Below are 22207 nucleotides of genomic sequence, written 5' to 3'. Positions count from 1 at the left end.
CAATTCTGCCATCAATGGAATGAATCCGGGCATGGCGGGGTTTATTGTCGCCAAAAAGCGGGTGATGGAGTTGAATGACAGCATGCAACAGGGTATTGTTTATTTGCTTGGAGCGGGTCCGGGGGATCCCGGCCTGATGACCGTCCGCGGGCGGGAACTGGTGGAAGCGGCGGAAGTGCTGGTATATGATGCGCTGAGCTCGGCGGAACTGCTGAACTGGGCTCCTGCCGCATGTGAAAGGATTTTTGTGGGCAAGCGGGCTTCCCGCCACGCCCTGCCGCAGGAGGAAATCAATGCCCTGCTGGTCAAACTGGGACGCGCCGGGAAAAAAGTGGTGCGCCTGAAAGGCGGCGATCCCTACGTCTTCGGGCGCGGGGGGGAGGAAGCGGACGCCCTGCATGAAGCGGGCGTGCCGTTTGAAGTCATTCCGGGCATTACCTCCGCCATTGCGGGGCCGGCCTATGCGGGCATTCCGGTGACGCACCGCAAGTACTGCACGCAATTTACCGTCTTCACGGGCCATGAAGACGTGAACAAGAAGGAATCTTCCCTGGACCTGAAAGGAATCGCCGGAGCGCAGGGCACGAAAATCATGCTGATGGGCATGCAGAAGCTCGCGGACGTCTGCGAAGCCCTGACCGGATACGGGCAGGAGCCGTCCACGCCGGCCGCCGCCATCCAGTGGGCCACCACGGGCATTCAGCGCACGGTCACGGGCACTGTCCGGACGCTGCCCGCCAAGGTTCAAAAGGCCGGGCTGGGCGCCCCTGCGGTAGTCGTGATCGGGGATGTGGTGAAGGAACGCGACAGCCTGGCCTGGTTTGAAAAACTGCCCCTGTTCGGCAAGCGCATCGTGGTGACGCGCACCCGCGCCCAGGCCGGGGAATTGAGCGTGCGCCTGCGCCGTCTGGGTGCGGAAGTGCTGGAAATGCCCACTATCCGCATGGCCCCCCCCTCCAACAAGCGGGAATTTGCGGAAGGCGTGGTGCACGCCCATACCTATGACTGGCTGGTGTTCTCCAGCCCCAACGGGGTGGAACGCTTCTTCCAGGCGTTTTTTGCCGTGTACCAGGACATCCGGAGCATCGGAGGCGCCAGGATTGCGGCCATCGGGCCCGGAACGGAGGCGAAGCTCCGGGAATACGGGCTGGCCGTGGATATCATGCCTAAAAAATTCGTGGCGGAAGGACTCGTCAAGGCCTTCAAGGACGCCCGCGAGGAAATCGGAACCATTGAGCACAGCACGTTCTTGTGGGTGCGCGGGGAGGAAGCGCGGCGCGTGATTTACGACGGCCTGACCGCTCTGGGGGCTATTGTGGACGAATGCATCGCCTACAAGACGGAAGCGGAAACGGAGGACGTGGCGGGAGCCCAGGCGGCTTTCCGGGAGCGGGGGGCGGATATCGTGACGTTCACCAGCTCCTCCACGGCGGAAAACTTTTTCAAGCTGGGGCTTCCGTGGCCGGACGGCTGCAAGGCCGCCAGCATCGGGCCCGTGACCACGGCAACCCTCAAGGAGCTGGGGCGCGCACCCTCGATTACCGCGAAAACGCACGACATCAACGGCTTGGTGGAGGCCATCGTCAAGGCCGCCGGCAAATAGGAAAAACGGTGCGCCCCGCGGGAGATGCCGGGGCGGAACGGATGGAAAAGCGTTATCCGGGGAAATGCCGTTTAAAAGCCATTGACGGCTTCCCAGCCGATGACCTTTCCATTTTCAAACAGGACATTATAGGAAACGGGCGGACGGCTGCCCAGGGGCATCGTGACGCCTATCCCGGTGCCTACCCCGGAATCCCTGCTGCGGAATCCGCCTCCGCCCAGGCCCACGGACCAGCCCGTGCCGCTCCGCGTGTAAATCCACCGTTCCGTATTCTTCCCGTTCATCCGGCCTGCCATCTTCTGTTCAGGTTCCCCCCATGCCAGCAGGACCGCCATGGGGGACATGCCCTTTTCCAGCTCTCCGCGCGCCACTTTGGCCTGCTGCTCCTTCGGAAGCTGTTCATAGGCCTGCATATTCTTCGCGATGCGGTCGGACGGCGTGGGGGAACAGGCCCCCAGCAGCGCGAGGCAGGCGGGAAGCAGGACGAAAGGAAGGCTCGTTTTCATCGTCCCACAAATAGCATGGCGTAAGATGGCTGGCAAGGTGCCAGCGCGGCTTTTCCGGAAAATGGAGGCGGGAAAATCCGTTATTCTGACATAAAAGCTCGCTTTTCCCGTAAATACATAATTGGTTATTGACAAGCATAGGGGGTAGGGGAGTAGGAATTCACCTCCAAATGCAACGCGCCGCAGATGCGGGAAAGGTTGCCGCCACTGTTTACCACTTCTATTTTTCCGAGCCGCCGATATGTCCAAAACGTTAATTATAGCAGAAAAGCCGAGCGTCGCCACTGATCTGGCGAGAGTCCTCGGCAAGGAGCTTGGGAAATTCACCCGGGACAAATCCGGCGCGTTTTACCAGAATGACCGGGCCATCATCACGTCCGCCGTGGGCCACCTGCTGGAACAGAAGAAGCCCATGACGGAGGGCGGCAAGTCCCTGCCATGGAAGTTCGACTATCTGCCCGTCATCCCCAGGACGTTTGAACTGGAACCCATCAAACAGTCGGAAGACCGCCTGAAAAAGGTTCTCCAGCTCGCCAAAAGCAAGGATGTGACGGAAATCGTCAACGCATGCGATGCCGGGCGCGAAGGGGAGCTCATTTTCCACAACCTGGTGCGTTACGGAAAATGGACCAAGCCTGCGCGCCGCCTGTGGATGCAGTCCATGACGGATGAAGCCATCCTGAATGCGTGGCACAGCATGCGGAGCGAGACCGACATGCAGCCCCTGACGAACGCCGCCGTGTGCCGTTCCGAATCAGACTGGCTGGTGGGCCTGAACAGCACCCGCGCCCTTACCATCCTGCAATCCCGCGGAGGCTTCAACGTCACCCCCGCCGGACGCGTGCAGACTCCCACGCTGGCCATTCTGACGCAGAGGGAACTGGAAATCCAGGCGTTTGAACCGGTGCCCTATTCGGAAGTGTGGGCGGAATTCGGCGTGCAGTCCGGCTCCTACTCCGGCCGCTGGATTGACCGGGACTGGAAAAAGGACGACAACCCGCAGTCCCGCGCGGAACGCATCTGGGACCCGGAACAGGCGACCGTCATCCGCGACCGCTGCCGCGGCAAATCCGGCACGGTGACGGAGGAAAAGAAACCCGTCACAACCATCGCCCCGCTGTTGTATGACCTGACCTCCCTCCAGAGGGAAGCCGCCAACCGCTACGGCTTTTCCGCCAAGCGCACGCTGCAGCTGGCCCAGGAGTGCTATGAAAAGCACAAGGTGCTCACCTATCCCCGTACGGACTCCCGCTACCTGCCGGAGGACTATCTGGGCAAGGTCTACGGCATCGTGGGCACGGTGGCGGAGCAGGACCCGGAATTCGCCACTTTTGCGAAGGACATCCTGGACAACAAGCGCATCAAGCCCAACCGGCGCGTGTTTGACACGAAAAAGGTAAGCGACCACTTCGCCATCATCCCGACCGGCAAGATGGAAAAGCTCACCGGAGACGCGCAGAAACTCTTTGAAATGGTCATGGCCCGCTTCCTGGCCGTCTTTTTCCCCCCCGCCGTGTTTGAGGACACGCGCAGAACCACGCTCATTGCCCACCAGGGCGGCGTGACGGACGCCTTCCTCACCACGGGCCGCGTGCTGGTGGAACCGGGCTGGCAGGCCGTCTACGGACGCAAGGCGGGCAGTTCCTCCAAGGAAGAACTGGTGCCCGTCCATGACGGGGAACAGGCTGCCGTGCGTGAAATTGAAATCCGCAACGCCATGACCAAGCCGCCCGCACGGTATAATGAAGCCACGCTGCTGGCCGCCATGGAAGGCGCCGGAAAGCTGGTGCATGACGAAGAACTGGCCGCCGCCATGAGCGAACGCGGCCTGGGCACCCCCGCCACCCGCGCCTCCATCATTGAAGGCCTGATTTCCCAGGAATACATTGTCCGTGACGGCCGCGAGCTTCTGGCGACGCGCCGCGGGATTGAACTGATCGCCCTGCTGGAACGCATCGGGCTGAAAACGCTTACCTCCCCCAGCCTCACCGGGGAATGGGAATACAAGCTCAAGCAGATGGAGCAGGCCGCCCTGCCGAGGGACTCCTTCATGGAAGGCATCAAGACTCTGACCGGGGAAATCGTGAAGAGGGTGAAAGATTTCCGGGAAGCCCAGCAGCAGGTGGAACTGCCGGAAATGGAACTGGACTGCCCGTCCTGCCATGCCCACGGCCTGAAAAACACGCTGGACGCCGTTTCCTGCCGTTCCTGCAAGTTCAGCATCCGCAAGGTCATCTCCGGCCGCGACATGACGGATGAAGAGCTGAAAACCCTCATTGTGGACGGCAAGACGGGAATCCTCCACGGATTCACCTCCCGGTTCGGCAAACCCTTTGAAGCGGGGCTGGAGCTCAACGACAAGTTCCGCGCCACGCTCTACTTCCCGGCACGGGAGGAGGATGAAGCCGCCGGGACGGAGGAAGCCGTGAAAGTGGCCTCCGTCACCATCCCGGACATGGGGGAACACGATGTGATGGAAACGGCCAAGGCCTGGAAAGTCCCTTCCCTGGCCATTGGAAAGGAAAATGCCGCCGTCTCCGTTTCCCGTACCATCCTGGGCCGTGAAATCCCGCTGGACCAGGTGTTGAAGATTCTGGCGGAAGGAAAGTCCGACCTGATGAAGGGCTTCATCTCCCAGCGCACCAAGCGTCCGTTTGACGCTTATCTGGTCTTCAATGCGAAGACGGGCAAGATCGGCTTTGAATTCCCGCCCCGGGAAAAGAAATATCCGGCTAAAAAAGCTGCGGCCAAGTCGGAAGACAAGGAAAAAGCTCCGGCTTCCAAAACGGCCAGGACGCCCAAAACTGCCGGGAAAGGCGCGGGAAGAAGCGCTAAAACGGCAGAGGCGGCTCCTAAAAAAGGGAAGAAGCAATAACTGCGGTCCAAGGATTTTCTCCGGATGCGCGGTCAGGGTGGCATGAGGCCGCTGATTGGAGGGAATGATGAGGGGCGGGAGCCCCTCACTCCCGGGCAAGCCAAATTCAGTTTCCCCTGCTTCTTCCAATTCCCCCCGGTTTGTCACGGTCTCCCGCCCGGGAAAAAGGGCCTTCCGGCCCTTATCGGCCCTGCATGGCCTCCGGATGACATGTGATGAGGCCGTTTTCCCCTTTCTTGTTCCGGGTTCCCGATGCAGCGGCGGTCAATTAAAAGCTTTTATCCGGCCGGCCCTGTTGTTAGGGTTGCAGTCGCAACCCTGTGTCCCTGACGATGAAACTCCTTCTGCTTGCTGTGCTGGTATGGTGCGGCGCGGTTTGTGCGCCGGCTGATGAATATGCCTTTCCGGGCGAACGGGAATGGATATCCAAGCTCGGAGACGTGATAAAAGGCAGTTTTCAATCCTGCACGGGTTCCAGATTGGCGCTTAAAACGGGGCGGAAACGTGTGGAAATTCCGCTGAACCGCCTGGATGAGGAAGACGCGGCGCTGGCGGCTTCCCTGACGGGCACGGCGGCGCGCCGGGACCTGAAGCTGGCCGCGATGCTCTGGCCGTTCCTGATGAAGGAGCTGGAAAAAACAACGTGGACGCCGGTGGAAAAAGACATCACTCCCCGGTATAATGAAGCGGCCCGGAAAAACCCCACCAGAACCTTGGCGGGAACCAGGAAGGTGGACGGGCTGGTCTGTACCACCTCCCTTTCCGCCATCAAGGGCCCTCCGTTCCGAATCCAGGAATATTGCCGCCCGCAGGCGCGCCCGGAAAGCGGGAGGGGGCAGAAAAACTTTGACATGGTTCTGGACCAGGGAAGCCTTTACGCCTATTACGATACCGGAAAAGGTCTCCTCATTCCCTCCAAATACATGCCTGAGGAACGGACGGAAATGCGCGCTCCCGTTTCCTCCCTGCTTCCTCCGGGCGAACGACTCGCCGCAAGGGAGACAAAATCCTACAGCAATGCGGACTACTCCCTGTCCATGGAAAGCCGCCCCGTCAAGGGAGCCTATGAAACGTGCAAGCCCAATTCCCTGGGAAAAAAGAAGCTGGTGATGTACTGGAATACGGAGGGCAAAATGGTCTGCGGCATCATGAAGCTGGACTACGACAACATGCGCGTTGCCGCCCTGTTTGACGACCAGCGGAAGCTGATGAACGCTCCGGGGCTGGGGTATGCCGTGATTCTTTCCCGCCTGGACAAAAAAGGCCGGGACTCCAGGGAGGACGGCCGTTACTACCATGTGGCGCTGGCCGCGGACGGGCTGCCCGTGTACCACCATGAAGGCCCGGAGGACGAGGCCGCCATGAACCCGCTGCTTTACGGGAAACTCCGTGATTCCGAAAAGAAAGCGGCGCTGGCGGAGGAAAGAAAACGCGAACAGGCATTCCGTGCCAGGCAGGAAGCCCGTCAACGCCTGGTGGAATCCGCCAGGAAGCGGAGGGAATAGTCCGTCCTTGAATCTTTTCTGGAAAGATTACTCCTCGGAAAGATGGTCCGGGTGAATGGAGTAGTGCCCGGGGGCGTCCAGCGTGTCAATAAGGGCCATGTCTTCTCCGTCCAGGGAGAAGCCGAAAATGTCCAGGTTGGCTTTGATTCTGTCCGCATGCACGGATTTGGGGAGGGGCACGATGCCGCGCTGGAGTTCCCAGCGGATGCATATCTGGGCTACGGATTTTTTATGCTTGTCCGCGATGCGGCGCAGGACGGGTTCCTCCAGGACGCCTCCGCGGGCCAGGGGGCCCCATGATTCCACCAGAATGCCGTGTTCCCGGCAGAAGGCGACCGCTTCCGTCTGGTGGTACCTGGGATTGATTTCCAGCTGGTTCACCATGGGGATGGTATCGGCTTGTTCCATCAGGGCTTCCAAATGGCGGGGAAGGAAGTTGCTGACGCCGATGGCCCTTGCCTGGCCCTCCTTGTAAAGGCGCTCCATGGCTTTCCAGGTTTCCCTGTTCAGCTCTCTGTAGTCCTTCTCATATCCGGCGGGGATGGGCCAGTGGATCAGGTACAGGTCCAGATAATCCGTTCCGAGGCGGTTCAGGGAGGCGTCAAAAGCGCTCAGGGTGCTTTCATAACCCTGGTCCGTGTTCCAGACTTTGCTGGTGATGAAGATTTCCTCCCGCGGAATGGAGCTTTCCCTGACGGCGCGCCCCACCGTTTTTTCATTGCCGTATACGCTGGCTGTGTCAATGAGGCGGTAGCCTGCTTCCAGCGCGTCAAGAATGCTCCGGGTTCCCGACGTGTCGTCCGGGGCCAGGTAGGTTCCGTAACCGATGCCGGGAATGGGGAGGCCGTTGCTCAGCCGCTGCGTATCTCCGGGGGAAGTGATGATTTTCATACTCTTCATGAAGCACCCTCCGCCGGAAACGGTAAAGAGAACGCCTTGTCATGAGTGCGGCATGCGCGGCAGAAAGGGGGAGGGATTATTTCCCGGCCTGGAGGCAGCGGTAGTAATAGTCCACGCGGGAGATGAACCAGCTCCATTTATAGCCGGGGCGGCCGTTGGTCATCAGCGGGGCGGGGCAGTTCTTGCCGGACCAGTAGTTGTGGGGCACCACGTTGCGCAGGGGGACGTTGTAGCGCATCATCAGCAGGGCCGCCAGCTTGGCTGTCTTGTTGTAGATGACGACGGGATTGTGCGTGGTGCATTCGCACATTTCAATGGCTACGGAGTATTGGTCGCCCGGGCCGGAGTGGTCCGCGTGGTGGCCCGTTTCCGTCGTGGGAATGTGCTGGTACGCGCCGAACTGGTCCACCGTGAAGTGCCAGTTCAGGCTGCGGGATTTGCCGCTGTTCAGGTAGCGGGAATGGGCGTTGGCGTCTCCCTTGGGGTTGGCGGTGCTATGGATGGTGATGAAGCGGGGGCGCATGGAGGCCGCATGCCTGCGGGCATACGTGCTTTTGGGCATGTAGGAGACGCGGATGCCCACCTCACGGCCCATCTGGTTGGACGTGCGGGGGACTACCGGGGCTTTTTGAATTTTGAAGGAGACGGCCGGCGGTCTCATTTTATCGTTCTGCGAGCAGCTGCAGAACGCCAGGGCGGCGAATACGGCAAGAAAGCCCGTCCAGACAGATCTATATTCCATGTGTTTGTTCTAGAAACAGCCCGGAAGGATTGCAAGCAGAATTTGGAATTAGTTCAAGTGAACTAATCAAGCCGTGTCATGGAGCTGCGGGTGCGCCCGGAGAGGAAGGCGCCAGACGGGCCGCGCCTGCGGGGGAAGGGCGGCCCGTCTGGAAAGGATGCGGCGCCGGAAAAGCCCGGCCAAGCCGCGTTATTTGAGGATTTGAGTGAGGACGTATTGCAGGATGCCGCCCGCCAGGTAGTATTCCTTTTCAATGGGCGTATCAATGCGGACGATGACGGGCACGTCAAACGCCTCCGCGTCTGCGGGCTGCACGCGCAGCGTGACCTGCTGGCGCGGGGCGATGCCGTTGTCCAGCCCCAGGATGGAGAAGGTGGCGTCCTTCAACGGGGCGATGCGGTCATAGTCCGCCTTGTCGGCGAAGTTGAGGGGCAGCACGCCCATGCCGATGAGGTTGGAACGGTGGATGCGTTCAAAGCTCTTGGTGATGACGGCCTTGACGCCCAGCAGGTTCGTGCCCTTGGCCGCCCAGTCGCGGGAGGAGCCCATGCCGTAGTCTTCTCCGCCGATGACGATGAGCGGAACACCGTCCTGCGCGTAGGCCATGGCTGCATCATAGATGAAGGCGGGGGTTCCGGCGGCAGGGGTTATTTTCTTGTCCGGGGCGGGAATGGAGCGGTTGCCGAAGTACAGCGTATAGCCGCCTTCCGTGCCGTCCACCATCAGGTTTTTGATGCGGACGTTGGCGAAGGTGCCGCGGGTCATCACGCGGTCGTTGCCGCGGCGGGAGCCGAAGGAGTTGAAGTCTTTTCTGTCCACCCCCATGCCTTGCAGGTACAGCCCGGCGGGGCCCGTTTCCCGGATGGCTCCGGCGGGGGAGATATGGTCCGTAGTCACGGAGTCGCCAAAGATGCCCAGGGGGCGGGCGTCCCGGATGTCCGCCAGCGTGCGGGGCTGGCCGTTGAAGCCGCAGAAGAAGGGCGGGTCCTGGATGTAGGTGGAGTTTTCATTCCACTGGAAGACGGAGCCCTCCGGCGCATACACGGCGGCCCAGCGAGGATTTTTGTCCGGCGTGATGGTGTATAGTTCCCGGTACGCTTCCGGATTGCGGGATTTGGCGACGGCTTCCGCGATTTCCCCGGAGCTGGGCCAGAGGTCTTTCAGGAAGACGGGCTTCCCGCTGCGGTCCATGCCCAGCGGTTCCGTCTGGAAGTCGATGTCCACGCGTCCGGCCAGCGCGAAGGCGACGACCAGCGGAGGGGACATCAGGAAGTTGGTTTTGATGGAAGGATGGATGCGCGCTTCAAAGTTGCGGTTGCCGGAGAGGACGGAGGCGGCCACGATGTCATTGTTCCTGACCGCCTGTTCCAGTTCCGGATTCAGCGGTCCGGAGTTGCCGATGCAGGTGGTGCAGCCGTAGCCGACGGTTTCAAAGCCCAGGGCGTCCAGGGATTCCTGGAGCTGGTTGGCCGCAAAGTAGTCTGAAGCGATGCGGGAGCCCGGCGCAATGGACGTTTTTACGTGCGGCGGCACTTGCAGGCCCAGCGCGACCGCTTTTTTGGCGAGCAGCCCGGCGGCGAGCATCAGGCCCGGATTGGAGGTGTTGGTGCAGGAGGTGATGGCGGCGATGAGGATGCTGCCGTCTTTCAATTCCGCCTCCTGGCTGAAGCCTTCCACCGGAACGGGAACGCCAGCCGGAGAGTGCATGGTGACCTTGACCGCCGGGGATTCCTTTTTGCCGTAACCGCCTTCCGCCGCGGGCATGCCGGCGAGCTTGCGGAAGCTGTCCTTGATGGAGGCCAGGCGGATGTGGTCCTGCGGGCGCCTGGGTCCGGAAACGGCGGGTTCCACGGTGGACAGGTCCAGTTCCAGCTGAACCGTGTAGTCCAGTTCTCCATTGCGGGGCATTCCCCACAGGTCCTGGGCCTTGAAATAGTTTTCGTACGTGGCGATGGCTTCCTCGCTCCTGCCTGTCTGGCGCAGGTAGTCGGAGCAGCGTTCGTCCATGGGGAAGAAGCCCATGGTGGCGCCGTATTCCGGGGCCATGTTCGCTACGGTGGCGCGGTCCGCCAGCGGGAGGGCCGCCGCTCCTTCCCCGAAGAATTCCACAAATTTGCCTACCACGCCGTGGCTGCGCAGCATCTGGGTGACATGGAGCGCCAGGTCCGTGGCGGTCACTCCTTCACGGAGTTCCCCCGTCATGTGGACGCCCACTACTTCCGGCACCAGGAAGGTGACCGGCTGGCCGAGCATGCCGGCTTCCGCTTCAATGCCGCCCACGCCCCAGCCCACGACGCCGATGCCGTTGATCATCGTGGTGTGGGAGTCCGTCCCTACCAGGGTATCCGGGAAATAAACGCCGTCCTTTTCCATGACGCCCTGCGCCAGGTATTCCAGATTCACCTGGTGGACAATGCCCACGGAAGGGGGCACTACGGAAAAGGTCTGGAAAGCCTGCTGGCCCCATTTGAGGAATTCGTAGCGTTCCGCATTGCGCTGGAACTCGATGTCCAGGTTCTTTTCCAGGGCGTCCGTGCGGCCTGCCCAGTCCACCTGGACGGAGTGGTCCACCACCAGGTCCACGGGAACCAGCGGTTCAATGACGGAAGCGTCTTTTCCCAGTCCGGCCACGGCGGAGCGCATGGCGGCCAGGTCCACCAGCAGCGGAACGCCTGTCAGGTCCTGGAGGACGATGCGGGCCACCGTAAACGGGATTTCATAGGAACCGGGATTTTTGGCGTTCCAGGAAGCCAGGTTGTCCACATCCTTTTCCGTTACCTTCAGGCCGTCGCAATTGCGGAGCAGGGATTCCAGAACGATCCGGATGGAAACGGGAAGACGGTTCAGGCGGGGATAGCCGTTTTCCGACAGGGCTGGCAGTGAATAAAACTGTCCCGGGGTTCCGGTTCCCGTGGTGAACGTGCTCTTGGCAATCTTGGTCATGATGCGGAATAGAGGGTTAACTGTAAACAGGCGGCTGCCCTCCTGGCAGTCGCGGGTACTATACAGGCCAAATATGATAAGGCAAGGACTCTGTGTGACGGGGGGAGGATTTTTCCCCCTCTCCCGCAAGCGTGGAAATTCCTTTTTGCACGCGTGCTGCCGGTTTTTTCCAGCGTTTTTGCCTGTAAGACGCGCAGGAACTGACAACAGAACCAGGAAAAACTTGTAGAAGCACGGCATTTTGTTTAGATGGCAAGGATTTGCGTCTGGCATCCTGCTATGCGCACCCCAATAAAAATCAAACTGGATTAAAGAATATGTCTGAGTTAGAAAGACCAAACAATACGCTTGCCATTTGTGCCCTCGTCTTTGCCGTTTTATGCAGCCTCGTAGGCCTCATTCTGGGCATCATAGGCCTCAACAAATATCCCGACAAGAGCAACGGCAAGACGATGAGCCTTATTGCCGTGATTCTCAGCATCGTCCTGATGCTGGTCGGCGGCTGGACTGCCTGGCGCAACTGATAAAAGGCTTCACCAGGCTCGTGAATCCAAGGCTTGCGGAGAACCGAAGATCCGCAGGCCTTTTTCATGGAATGAAACTGTTTTTCCTGTATCTGGCGCTGCTGGCTGCGGCATGCGCGGTGCTCCTGCTGGTGGATGACCCTTCCCGGTCCGGCTGGCTGCCGGAGTGCCTTTTCTATAAAACCACGGGTTATCTTTGCTACGGCTGCGGTTCCACCAGGGCCCTGCATGCCCTGCTTCATGGCCATTGGCTTGATTCCCTGCGGTACAACGTGCTGCTGGTTCCCACGCTCATCTGGCTGGGAACGCTGTTTTTCATCAGGGACAAGACCGTATTCCTGAGGGTGCTGACCGCCGGCGTGGCCGTACTTGCCCTGTTTACCGTGGCGCGCAATATTCCGCTGTCGTGACGGCCGCTTTTTTCCGGTTTCCGCCTTTTGCGTGCATGCCGGAATTTTGATAGAGTGCGTCATGAAACATTGAAAATAAGTTTGCGGCATTGTCCAACCCTCTGAAAGGGTTAAAGATGATGAACGCGAAAAAAACCTTATCAATTATTGCAGGAGCGGCAGCGGGAGCGCTGGCGCTGGCAGCCTGTTCAGGGCCGCAGGAAGAGAATTTGCGCATGGTGCCCCTGACCGTGCCTACGACCATGCCCATGACTTCTTACGGGCCGAATACGAGAGTGGTGGTGGCCGGGGTGGATTATACGGAGGTGCATGACGAGTGGATGAACCAGGACATTATGAAAAAAGCCACTCCCGGCAATACGCGGGTGGTGATCAGCCGCGGAAGCCAGAGGGGCCAGCTGATGGTGGGGGATGAAGTAGCCATGGATTTTCCCGTCTGTCTGGGGACCGCTTCCCACCGCACGCCCGTGGGCCATTTCCGCATTACGGAAAAGGCGGTGCACCACGTCTCCAACTTATATGATGCCTCCATGCCCTATTTCATGCGGCTGACGGACAGCGGCATCGGCATGCACGTGGGACCCGTTTTCCAGACGCCCCAGTCACATGGATGCATCCGCATGACCCGCTCCTCCTGTGTGCCGCTTTTCAAGACCGTTAAAGTAGGTACTCCCGTCACGATCGTGCAGTGACGCGGAGGAGAAGCCGGATACCGTTGGCGGAGAAGAGCTCCTTGCCTCCCTCCTGTGGCAGGTGAGGGGAATCCGGCGCTGGCAGAAAATGGTTTTTATTTTTATGATATGTTCATGGTCAAAGAATCGGGACGATTTCAATAGATGGATGAAAGCGTTGAAAATAAAAAACTCATTTTTTTAACACAAAACGCGCCTGGCCGTCGCTATTTCAATGAACGGCATGAAGATAAACGGCATTTGCTGCAAGTCGTATTGCCCCAACAACCCAAATCCTCCATGGCCTGCTGCCGATTGCCCACTCTCCATTCATCGGCAGCGGCATGGATGGAGGGTGTTTTTTTCAAACGCAGGCGTACCGGAATTGATTGACTGCCTGCGGCCCGGGAAGGAGCCCTCATGAATCTTCTTCCGGAGTACTACTTTTATCCCTTTCCGGAATCTCTTATGCATGGGACGCCGCATTCAGCATCTTTGTTTCCTGTCTCCCGTCTTACGGCATAAGTGCGCATGGAATCTTGCATGGAGCCGAGAGCCGGTTCTTTATCCGGCCACACTTCGTCCTCCTGATTTTTAACGGATTGATGGATAGGTGAGGTTCACCTTCCGTTTTTTCCATAAGCTACTTTTCCGCGGATTTTCTGTCCGCTGCCTCCCGGCGAAGCTGGGGCAGGTATTTTCCATACCCCTGCGCTTCCATATCCTGTTCAGGAATGAATTTCAGGGAAGCGCTGTTGATGCAGTAGCGCAGGCCGCCGCGGTCCTTCGGGCCGTCCGTGAAGACGTGCCCCAGATGGGCGTCCCCCGTTTTGCTGCGGACTTCCGTACGGCGCATGCCGTGGGAAAGATCCTGTTTTTCCTGAATCAGTTCTTCCTTGATGGGCCGGGAGAAGCTGGGCCAGCCGCAGCCGGAATCAAACTTGTCCGTGGAAAGAAACAGGGGTTCCCCCGTCGTAACGTCCACATAAATGCCGGGCTTGTCGTTATTGAAATATTCGTTGCGGAAGGGAGGTTCCGTCGCATTGTTCCGCGTAACTGCAAATTGCTCGGGCGTCAGGCTGCGGCGCAGCTCGTCATCCGGTTTTTTCCGGTAGACGGGTGCGGCTTCCCTGGCCTGGGCCGCCTCCTGGAACTTGCCGGGCGGAATATGGCAGTAGCCGCCGGGGTTGTTGTCCAGATAGCGCTGGTGGTATTTTTCCGCCCGTGAAAATTGACGCAGGGGTTGAACTTCAATCGCCACGGGCTGCTTGAAGTGCTGCTGGAGCCGTTTCAGGGAGGCTTCTATAATCGGCTTGTCCTTCTCATCCGTATAATAAATGCCCGTGCGGTATTGAACTCCCCTGTCGTTTCCCTGCTTGTTGACGGAAACGGGATCAATGATGGAATAGTATTGTTCCAGCAGGAACGGGAGGCTGAGTTCTTCCGGATCAAATACCACTTTTACCGTTTCCGCGTGGCCCGTGCGTCCGCTGCAGACTTCCTCATACGTGGGGGAGGCAGTGGAACCGTTGGCATACCCCACTTCCGTTTCCTTGACTCCGTGAATCAGGGAGAAGTACTTTTCCACTCCCCAGAAACAGCCTCCTGCCAGATAAATCGTTTTTAAATCCTTGTTGTCCATATGATGTCTGTTTTTGTTGCCTGCCTGTCCGTTTTCTCCGCAGGAGAACAGGGAAAGCATGGCTACTGCGGCCAGAATGGCGCATGCCAGTCCGGCCAGGGTCCATGGTCCGTGGTAAATACGTTTCATAAACGCTGTATGGGGTCGTCTTCCGGTGCGGGTGCAGTTGCTCCCTTGGCTGAAGAACCTGCCGTTCCACAGCTTTTCCGGAAAGATGAAGGATTAGACAACGCCGAGCCTGTTCCGTTCGATGCCTGTGTCAACGTCCCCCCGATTCCTCCGGCTCTTCCGGTTGCATCATGTTTTTCAGCCACTGGTAAACCGCCCGGTCGGCAGCGTCCGGTTTTCTGCTCGTCTGCATGCTGAACCCGTACCTGGTGTGGAAATTGAAAACCGCCAGGGAAGGGCTCAGGCCGATGGAGAGCCCGTCCATCCGTATTTCCACTTCCTGCGGGTCATGGGTGGTGAAGTCAAGGCGCCCGGCATTGCTGACGGACCCCGCATAATGTTCCAGGAAGGGCTGGATGCCGGCCAGGAAGGAGGAGTCCAGGGCCATGGGATGATTTTCCGGGGAAGAAGCTTTCCTGATAAGAATTGCGGGAGGCGCTGTGGCGGAATAAGCGGCTCTCAGCGTATTCAACGGAACGTTCCACAAAAAGGAGAACAGTCCCGTGCCCAGGAGAAAGAGGGGAACGGCCAGGACGGCAATCCATTTGCCCGGCTTGCTTCCTGATTGATGACGGGACCGTCTTCCGTTCATGAAGGATAACATGGCATAATGTTCCGTGGGGGTCCATGAAAGAATTGGACCGTGGAGCAGAGGAAAAATCCCGTCCTTACATCAGGGGATTTTGCGCCATCACAGGGATAACATGAAAAACGCACGCTGGAAATCATGTATAGTATCATCAGGGCCCAGTACTATTTATGAAAAGAGAGCTGATTTTATCTCCGTTTTTTTTATTTTTCATTTTTTTAATGTTTGCCGCGAATTTGTCCCTTGCGGAAAAATATCCTTCACTGGACGTTCCGGAGGACATCCCTCTTCAAGTAAGGGAGGCTTCTTCCCCTCAGTCCCCCTACTCAGGAGGCCATTCCGTAAAGCAGGCTGTGGACGGTTCTCTGGAATCCGCCAACTGGCATGTTCCCGGAGCGCGGCATGTGGAGGGGGAATTTGTATTTGAAGTGCCGGACACCATTCATTACATCACCTTTTCCGGAGCCAATTTCAATGAAGTTTCCGTGTCCGCCATGTCCGGCTCGTCGTGGAAGAACCTTGGAAAGTTTGATATAGGCGGCTCCAAAATGATCAGGTTTAAAAACCCTCTTCAGAAAGTTCAGAAAATCAAGGTGGAGGTTGATTACCCTGAAGGAGCTTCCCCGGCGTTTACCGTACGGGAGATCAGTTTTTACAAAAAGGCGGAATCCACGCTCAACCGGCAATTGCTGAAAGTGTTCAGAGACACGAGCTGTTCCTCCATCAATCCCAGGTGCACCCTGGCAGACCTCAAGGCGCTGCCGGAGTTTTTGCAGCTCATTGCGCGGAAAGTGAAATCCGGCGCCTATGAAGACAAGGAATTCCGCATTGCGTCCTATAAGGCTTACAGCCATCCGGAGTTTGCCGCCAAGGTGAGAAATATCAACGCCCTGAACAAATTTGACAATCCCACCGGAATTGCTGCGGAGAAAGGAGATGAAATCCTTGTATTCGTGGGTCCCACTCATGGAGAGGATATTGGTCTGGCTTCCGTTTCCCCGGCGGGAATCGAATCTTCCACCTATCCCCTGAATGAAGGAGTAAACAAAATCAAAATCAACCGTTCGGGATTGCTTTATGTGATGTACCACACCGATATCAGCACGCCCAAGAAGCCTGTGAAGGTGCACATCCCCGTGGGCAGCGGGACGGTGAACGGATATTTTGACGTGACGAGGCACACGGACAAGGACTGGAAGCGGATGATCGGCAAGGCCCCCCACAGCATGTTCGACATCGTGGGGCGGTATTCCATGATGATCCTTCACACGGAATATCTGAAGGCTTACAGCCCGGATTCCATCACGAAATCCGTCAGGGTATGGGATGAGAGCGTCAGGGCCATGTGGAAAATCATGGGCTTTGACAAATATCCCCAGCCGCATAACAATCGGCAGCTTGGAGTTTCCGTAGAAGGCGGAGCCCATATGTTCGCCACCTGGTATTACTGCGGCTACAGCGTCGGGGATCAGGGAAATACGCTGAAAAATGAAGTGCTCGCCCCCGGCGTTCTTCAGGGGAACCGCCTCTGGGGATTCGGGCATGAAGTCGGCCACTGCTACCAGCATCCGTTCAACTGGCGCAGCATGTCTGAAAGCTCCAATAACTTCTTCGCCCAGTTGATCCTGGACCAGGTGACCAACCCCATTAACGGCAATGAACTGGCCTCCGACATGGAAAACCCGTGCAAGTACCTGCTGTCAGAGGCGGTAAAGGGCCTGCCGTTCCATGATCTGAACGGCTGGGCCAAGTGGGGTTTTGCCCAATATTCCTTCTACCTGTATTTCCATAAGCTGGGCATCAACCCGGAATTTTACCCTGCGCTGTTTGAATCATTGCGCCGCAAGCCGCTTTCCAGGCAGGCGTATGAGGTTTCCGAGGCCCATCTGGCCCTGTATGAACGCATCTGCAATGTCAGCAGGACGGACTTTACTGATGACTTTGAAATTTTCAATTGGTTCGTCCCGATTGACCACAAAGGGAACCAGTATGGGGAATACAGCTTCAAGATGACGGAGGAAATGGCCCGCGCCTCCAAGGCCCGGATCGCCGCCAGGCGGTATCCCAAGCCGAAATCCCGCATCGCCTTCCTGCACCAGCATGGGAAAACGGTCGATTTGTGGGGACAGAACCTGCATGGTTCCCAGCTCAACGGGTATTGGACCAAATACAAGCAGAACGCGAAGCTCAGCCCGTCCGTGAGCGCCTCCAAAAAGGACAGCATGATTATCGTGCGGAATGGGGAGAATGCGGCCGCTTTCTGCGTAGTGACCAACGGAAAGGTGGTGGGTTATTATGACCGCCAGAAGTTTGACGTTTCCGGCGTGGAATGGAATGATACCTCCAAGGTGTACGCCATTCCGATTCAGACTGCGGAACCCTATAAGCTGATTTATTCCGCCACGCGCTCCTGACCTGGTTCCGGAGATTAGCGAAAGCCCCTTCCGGAAAATCTTTTCCGGAAGGGGCCGGGCGTTGGGGCGTCCTGTTATTCGGGCGCCTTGAAGTTGTACACGGGCCTGATGCGTTCCACGATTTCCGCCGTTTCATGGATGTTGCCCAGCACGCTTTCTCCATCCTTGTAGGCCATCGGCGCTTCATCCAGCGTAGCGCGGGAGACGCAGGTGGAGAAAATGCCCTGCATGGAAGCCTCGAATTCCTCCAGGGAAAGGTTGGCTTTTGCCTTTTTGCGGGACATGCTGCGGCCTGCGCCGTGCGGGGAGGAGGAATTGAATTCCTCATTACCTCTGCCGGTGCAGATGACGGAGCCGTCCCGCATGTTCAGGGGAACGATGAGCTTTTCTCCAAGTCCGGCCCGGACGGCCCCCTTGCGGATGACGTTGTCTTCCGCAATGTAGTTGTGCACGGTGTCGAAGATTTCCAGGTCCGCGGCATCGTCCAGCAGCTCATGCAGCATCACGCGGCGGTTCAGGGCGGCGAAGCGCTGGGCCACCTTCATGTCCCGCATGTAGTTCAGCGTATCTTCTCCCTGCAGGTAGCAAAGGCCTTTCTTGCGTTCCTTGAGATAGGCGTCCGGGCAAGTGGCCACGGCGATCTTCTGGTAGCGCTCCGCAATCTTCAAGCCGAAGTTGCGGGAACCGGAGTGGATGCACAGAAAGGCGTCTTCCGTTCCCTGTGCTATTTCAATGAAGTGGTTGCCGCCGCCCAGGGACCCCACGGAACGGCGGTGCCTGTCTTTCTCCGTTCTCAGCACATCCACGCAGATGCGGGAGATTTCATCATCCAGTTCCGGATCATCCAGCAGGGCCTGGTGGACGGCGGAACGGGTGTTCCAGCCGAACGGGACGCGTTCGCGCAGGCGTTCGTCAAACCGGGAGAAATCCGGCAGACCGGCCAGCCTGGCCGTAAGCACTCCGCAGCCGATGTCCACGCCGATCAGGTTGGGAATCACCTTGTCCGTTTTCAGTTCAGCGGTGAAGCCGATGACGCAGCCGGCTCCGGCATGCACGTCCGGCATGATGCGCACCCGGCTTCCTTCAAAGGCGGGGTGGTTGCAGACGTCCCTGATCTGGGTGCGGGCCAGGTCTTCCAGTTCATCCGTGAACACGCGGGCTTCCGTGTATTTTCCGTCGATGGTGATCATGGTTTTATTTTCTTTTGGTTGAAGGGCGGGGGCCGCGGAAAGCGGCGCTGCGCCCTGTGACTCCGTTACCATAGCGCATTTACTGACTCTTGCATTATGCAAGTATTCATATAATATGACTTTAAAGTTATGTTTGAGCACCTTTTCGCAGAACGGGGGCTGTCCCTGGACCGCCTGAAAACCCTGATAGAAGTGGCCAAGGCGGGGAGCATTGCCGCCGCCGCGCGCGGGGACAGCGCACGGCAAAGCCTGTATTCCCGCCAGATCAAGGAACTGGAGGAATTCTTCGGCGTGGAGCTGGCGGCCCGCCGCGGGAAAGTGCTGGCGCTTACCAGGTCCGGATGGGAACTGGTGCGCCTGGCCAGCGAAAGCCTGTGCCTGCTGGACGATTTCAAAAGCCGGAGCCGGAACCTGCCCTACCGGTTCACCATCGGCGCCGGAGACAGCCTCCACGCGTGGGTGGTTGCTCCCGTGCTTGCGGACATCCAGCAGCGCGGCCTGCCGTGGCTCTTTGCACTGGAGAACATCCGCAACAGTGAAATTCCCCTCAAGCTTCAGAACATGGATGTGGACTTCGGCATCGTGCGCACCAGCGCGCTGGCGGCGGAAGGGCTGGAAAGCCGGGCCATCTGCTCCATGGATTATGCGCTGTACGTGCCCGCGGCCCTGGCCGGAAAAAAGGTGCGGGGAAGGGAGGAGGATTTTTCACGCCTGCTGGGCATGTTCCCCCTGGCTACGCTGGGGAGCGGTTCCGGCTTCCATGCCTCGCTGAAACGGAATTGCGCGGAATTCGGCATCAGGCTGCGGGTGCAGTGTGAAACGCAGTCCTTTCCCTTTGCGGCGCGCATGCTGAAAAGCGGGGCGTTCATGGCGGTTCTCCCCTGCATGGCGGAGGCGGAGCTGGGCGGGGGATTCGTCAAGGTCACCCATCCTGCGCTGGACAGGCTGTCCCGCAGTATTTCCCTGGCCTGGAATCCCCGCCTGCTGCGCGTGAGGCCTTCCGCCCGGCGCGTGATTGACGTTTTTTCCGCTCCGGAACGGGAATAGCAGAAGAGAAATCAATCCGAATCCACGCCAAGCTTGTTCTTCCGGTAGTGGTCCAGGGAAATGCGGTAGAAGTACACGATCGCCAGCAGATTCAGCAGCGCGCCTGCGCCGAAGGCCCAGTTCAGGTTCAGGTAAGCGTAAATCTTGCCCCCGAAAAACATGCCCGTGCCCACCCCGATGTCAAAAGCCGTGAAAAACGTGGAATTGACGGCGCCCCGGTGGCCGCGGTCCGCCATGTTCAGCTTCATGGTCTGGAAGGTGGGGATGAAGATGCCGAAGCCGAAGCCGATGAGGATGGCGGAGGTATAATAGACCCATTCCAGCGGCGCAAACGCCAGCGCGCCGAAGCTGACAGTCAGGATGCCCAGCGAGATGACGGAAAGTTCCGCCACGCGCCCGCGGTCGATCTGCCGGCCCACCATGAACCGGGAGACCAGCATGCCCAGCCCCATCAGCGCATAAAACAGCCCGGCATACTTGAAACCGTACATTTTCCCGTACAGGGCGGAATACACGGCCACAACGCCGTAGGAGAAAGAGGCGATCATCACATTCACCGCCAGTGGAATGCCCACGCGCAGCACCAGGCGGTCCAGCACCTTTTTGGGCGTTTCATGCACGGACTCCTGAACGGGGCGCCTGGGGGCGCGGATGAGGGAGGCGATGCCCGCCCCAGCCAGGCACAGGACCAGGGAGCTCCACGTAATCACGTAAAAACCGTACTGCTGGTATACCTGGAGGCCGATGACGGGTCCCAGGCACATGCCCAGCGTCATCGTCATGCCGAAAAAGCCTAGGCCCTCCCCGCGGCGGGAAGGGGGGATGATATCCACGGCCATCGTCGGACCGGAGGTGGTCATGCCGCCCCAGATCAAGCCCTGCACGAAGCGCGTCAGGAAAAACGCCAGGGCGGTGGCGGCCACGGCATACCCTGAAAAGGACAGGGCCAGCAGGATATAAACCGTGATGTAAATCTTCTTGCGGTCCCCGGTATCCACCCGGTGCGCGAACCAGGGGCGGGAAATGATGGCGGCTAGCACGTAAATGGACATGATCCAGCCCAGCCAGCCGGAGGAAACCTGCAACTGCCCCGTCAGGTACAGCGGGAGAACGGGCACCAGTTCGAAGAAGGCCAGCCCCATCATCAGGTTGGCGCAACAGGCCAGGACGTAGTCCCGCGTCCAGAGAGGCACTTTGACGGGCGGTGCGGTTTCCGCCGCCAATTCATCTCTGGTCCGGGTCATGCAGGGGTTGTACAGCCATCGGAAAAAGTTTCAAACGGTTGACGTGTCATGGCGCAGTTCCTGCCCTGGAAAGGAATGGCACAAGATATTTTAACCGCAATGGACAAAATCCCCGGGTGGTCGGGTACTGGAAACAGGGCCAGCGGATGGACGGCTGTCCGGAACATCGAATTTGCGCCGTTGGCGAGGTGGGATGCCTTCTTTTTTGCGTGCAGGGCCGCGCAGGCATGGTAGGGTACGGGGTATGAGCGTGATCACCAAGCGTGGAGACAGCGGAGAAACGGACCTGATGTTCGGCAAACGGAGCCCCAAGACGGCCCCGCGCATTGAAGCTTATGGAACGGTGGATGAATTGAATTCCCTGATTGGCGTAGTGCGCCATTCCGGAGTAAGCCCCCGGACGGTGGAAATGCTGGACGGCGTTCAGGCGCGCCTGGTGGGGGCCATGGGGGAACTGGCTACGCTGGAGGAGGATTTGCCCAAGTATGACGCCAAGGGTTATGCCCGCATTACGGCGGAGGACGTAGCATGGTTGGAGGAACAGGCCCATCTGCTGGAGAAGGAATGCGACATCCGCTTCAAGGGGTGGGCACGCCCCGGCAAGGAGGGGTCACTGGGTTCCGCCTATCTGGACCTGGCCCGGTCCGTCTGCCGCCGCGCGGAACGCCGGGTAGTGGCACTGAGGCTGGACAATGCCTTGAGCAACGTGAACACGGCCCTCTTCCTGAACCGCCTTTCCGATCTTTGCTGGGTTCTGGCCCGCTTTGAAGCGCTGGATGCGAAAGAAAAGAAAGAAGATCAAAGATAATGCCTCATCATGATTTTTGCTTTGAGAGACTATGGAGGCTTCTTCCATTTTTGAACAGCCTTATGCCGGAACCCCCCTTTTATTCTGAAACGGAACTATATAGGGTAATCTTGTAAGGCCGTTTTTATCAGTCATCGAGGGAATTTGGATGGCAACAATGAAAGGCTGGCGCTATTCATCAAGAATTCGGAAAAAGTAAAACAAAGAGAGCGATTTCCACAAGATTAAAGGAAATAATTCCGTTTGAAAAATATGAACTAACTCTTAACATTATTCATTTGGAATTATTTTTATTGCACCCGTTGTTGAATGGGAGATTTTTTTGATTTTTTCGAGATTCGATTTTTCCCTGTTGTGTAATTTTTTTAACATATTATTTTTTCCAAGCATATTAATTGCTATAACTCCATTAAGAAGATGTAGAAT

Annotated in this window: 18 protein-coding genes; 10 read left to right on the top strand and 8 right to left on the bottom strand. The window is 58.2% G+C overall.

Features of this window, described 5'->3' with window-relative positions; all coding sequences use genetic code 11:
- Positions 1-19: 19 nt before the first annotated feature.
- Positions 20-1603, top strand: coding sequence for a uroporphyrinogen-III C-methyltransferase (gene cobA, locus P8A25_RS12550; protein WP_251841026.1), 1584 nt, complete (start codon positions 20-22; stop codon positions 1601-1603).
- Between the two features lie 71 nt (positions 1604-1674).
- Here the strand turns inward: cobA and P8A25_RS12545 are convergent, their stop codons facing one another.
- Positions 1675-2109 carry a hypothetical protein gene (locus P8A25_RS12545; RefSeq protein WP_022396806.1) on the bottom strand — a complete coding sequence of 145 codons (435 nt, stop codon included), beginning with the start codon at positions 2107-2109 and terminating at the stop codon, positions 1675-1677.
- Positions 2110-2350: 241 nt separating this feature from the next.
- Between P8A25_RS12545 and topB the strand changes: the two genes are divergently transcribed.
- Together topB and P8A25_RS12535 are read left to right on the top strand one after the other, a co-directional pair.
- On the top strand, positions 2351-4984 hold the full coding sequence (topB, locus tag P8A25_RS12540) for a DNA topoisomerase III (protein ID WP_215443435.1): 2634 nt from the start codon (positions 2351-2353) through the stop codon (positions 4982-4984).
- A 332-nt stretch (positions 4985-5316) separates the two neighbouring features.
- Entirely contained in the window at positions 5317-6489 is a 1173-nt protein-coding gene (locus P8A25_RS12535) for a hypothetical protein (protein WP_215443433.1), read from the top strand.
- Positions 6490-6516: 27 nt separating this feature from the next.
- On the opposite strand, the gene P8A25_RS12530 is transcribed toward P8A25_RS12535, so the two are convergent.
- From P8A25_RS12530 to acnA, 3 genes are all read right to left on the bottom strand, one after another.
- Positions 6517-7380 carry an aldo/keto reductase gene (locus P8A25_RS12530; RefSeq protein ID WP_251841025.1) on the bottom strand — a complete coding sequence of 288 codons (864 nt, stop codon included), beginning with the start codon at positions 7378-7380 and terminating at the stop codon, positions 6517-6519.
- A gap of 85 nt (positions 7381-7465) precedes the next feature.
- A complete protein-coding gene (locus tag P8A25_RS12525; RefSeq protein WP_022396802.1) occupies positions 7466-8131 on the bottom strand; it encodes an N-acetylmuramoyl-L-alanine amidase family protein in 666 nt (221 codons plus the stop codon).
- 189 nt (positions 8132-8320) lie between these two features.
- Complete coding sequence (gene acnA / locus P8A25_RS12520) at positions 8321-11074, bottom strand: aconitate hydratase AcnA (RefSeq protein ID WP_215443431.1); 2754 nt, start codon at positions 11072-11074, stop codon at positions 8321-8323.
- Between the two features lie 317 nt (positions 11075-11391).
- Here acnA and P8A25_RS12515 point away from each other — a divergent pair, with 317 nt between their 5' ends.
- The 4 genes from P8A25_RS12515 (at position 11392) to P8A25_RS12500 (ending at position 13072) form a co-directional block, all read left to right on the top strand.
- Complete coding sequence (locus tag P8A25_RS12515) at positions 11392-11598, top strand: hypothetical protein (RefSeq protein ID WP_022396800.1); 207 nt, start codon at positions 11392-11394, stop codon at positions 11596-11598.
- 71 nt (positions 11599-11669) lie between these two features.
- Entirely contained in the window at positions 11670-12008 is a 339-nt protein-coding gene (locus tag P8A25_RS12510; RefSeq protein ID WP_022396799.1) for a DUF2752 domain-containing protein, read from the top strand.
- A gap of 116 nt (positions 12009-12124) precedes the next feature.
- A complete protein-coding gene (locus P8A25_RS12505; protein WP_022396798.1) occupies positions 12125-12700 on the top strand; it encodes a L,D-transpeptidase in 576 nt (191 codons plus the stop codon).
- A 144-nt stretch (positions 12701-12844) separates the two neighbouring features.
- Positions 12845-13072, top strand: a complete 228-nt coding sequence (locus P8A25_RS12500) for a hypothetical protein (RefSeq protein ID WP_146017807.1) — start codon at positions 12845-12847, stop codon at positions 13070-13072.
- 250 nt (positions 13073-13322) lie between these two features.
- Here P8A25_RS12500 and msrB read toward each other — a convergent pair whose 3' ends face one another.
- Together msrB and P8A25_RS12490 are read right to left on the bottom strand one after the other, a co-directional pair.
- On the bottom strand, positions 13323-14450 hold the full coding sequence (gene msrB, locus P8A25_RS12495) for a peptide-methionine (R)-S-oxide reductase MsrB (protein WP_022396797.1): 1128 nt from the start codon (positions 14448-14450) through the stop codon (positions 13323-13325).
- Between the two features lie 130 nt (positions 14451-14580).
- Positions 14581-15081: a hypothetical protein gene (locus P8A25_RS12490; RefSeq protein WP_146019992.1), complete on the bottom strand. Its 501-nt coding sequence runs from the start codon at positions 15079-15081 to the stop codon at positions 14581-14583.
- Positions 15082-15299: 218 nt separating this feature from the next.
- Between P8A25_RS12490 and P8A25_RS12485 the strand changes: the two genes are divergently transcribed.
- Positions 15300-17492: a M60 family metallopeptidase gene (locus tag P8A25_RS12485; RefSeq protein ID WP_404838720.1), complete on the top strand. Its 2193-nt coding sequence runs from the start codon at positions 15300-15302 to the stop codon at positions 17490-17492.
- A gap of 74 nt (positions 17493-17566) precedes the next feature.
- On the opposite strand, the gene P8A25_RS12480 is transcribed toward P8A25_RS12485, so the two are convergent.
- On the bottom strand, positions 17567-18682 hold the full coding sequence (locus tag P8A25_RS12480; RefSeq protein ID WP_215443425.1) for an RtcB family protein: 1116 nt from the start codon (positions 18680-18682) through the stop codon (positions 17567-17569).
- A 129-nt stretch (positions 18683-18811) separates the two neighbouring features.
- On the opposite strand from P8A25_RS12480, the gene P8A25_RS12475 reads away from it, so the two are divergent.
- Complete coding sequence (locus P8A25_RS12475; RefSeq protein ID WP_102722236.1) at positions 18812-19729, top strand: LysR family transcriptional regulator; 918 nt, start codon at positions 18812-18814, stop codon at positions 19727-19729.
- Positions 19730-19740: 11 nt separating this feature from the next.
- Here the strand turns inward: P8A25_RS12475 and P8A25_RS12470 are convergent, their stop codons facing one another.
- On the bottom strand, positions 19741-20973 hold the full coding sequence (locus P8A25_RS12470) for an MFS transporter (RefSeq protein WP_215443423.1): 1233 nt from the start codon (positions 20971-20973) through the stop codon (positions 19741-19743).
- Positions 20974-21217: 244 nt separating this feature from the next.
- On the opposite strand from P8A25_RS12470, the gene P8A25_RS12465 reads away from it, so the two are divergent.
- Positions 21218-21781 carry a cob(I)yrinic acid a,c-diamide adenosyltransferase gene (locus tag P8A25_RS12465; protein ID WP_215443421.1) on the top strand — a complete coding sequence of 188 codons (564 nt, stop codon included), beginning with the start codon at positions 21218-21220 and terminating at the stop codon, positions 21779-21781.
- The last annotated feature ends 426 nt before the right edge of the window (positions 21782-22207 follow it).

The organism is Akkermansia sp. BCRC 18949, assembly GCF_045011645.1.
In the GTDB taxonomy this organism is placed as follows: Bacteria; Verrucomicrobiota; Verrucomicrobiia; order Verrucomicrobiales; family Akkermansiaceae; genus Akkermansia; species Akkermansia massiliensis.
Note: the sequence above shows the minus strand (reverse complement) of the source record. Positions and strands in the feature narration are given on the sequence as shown.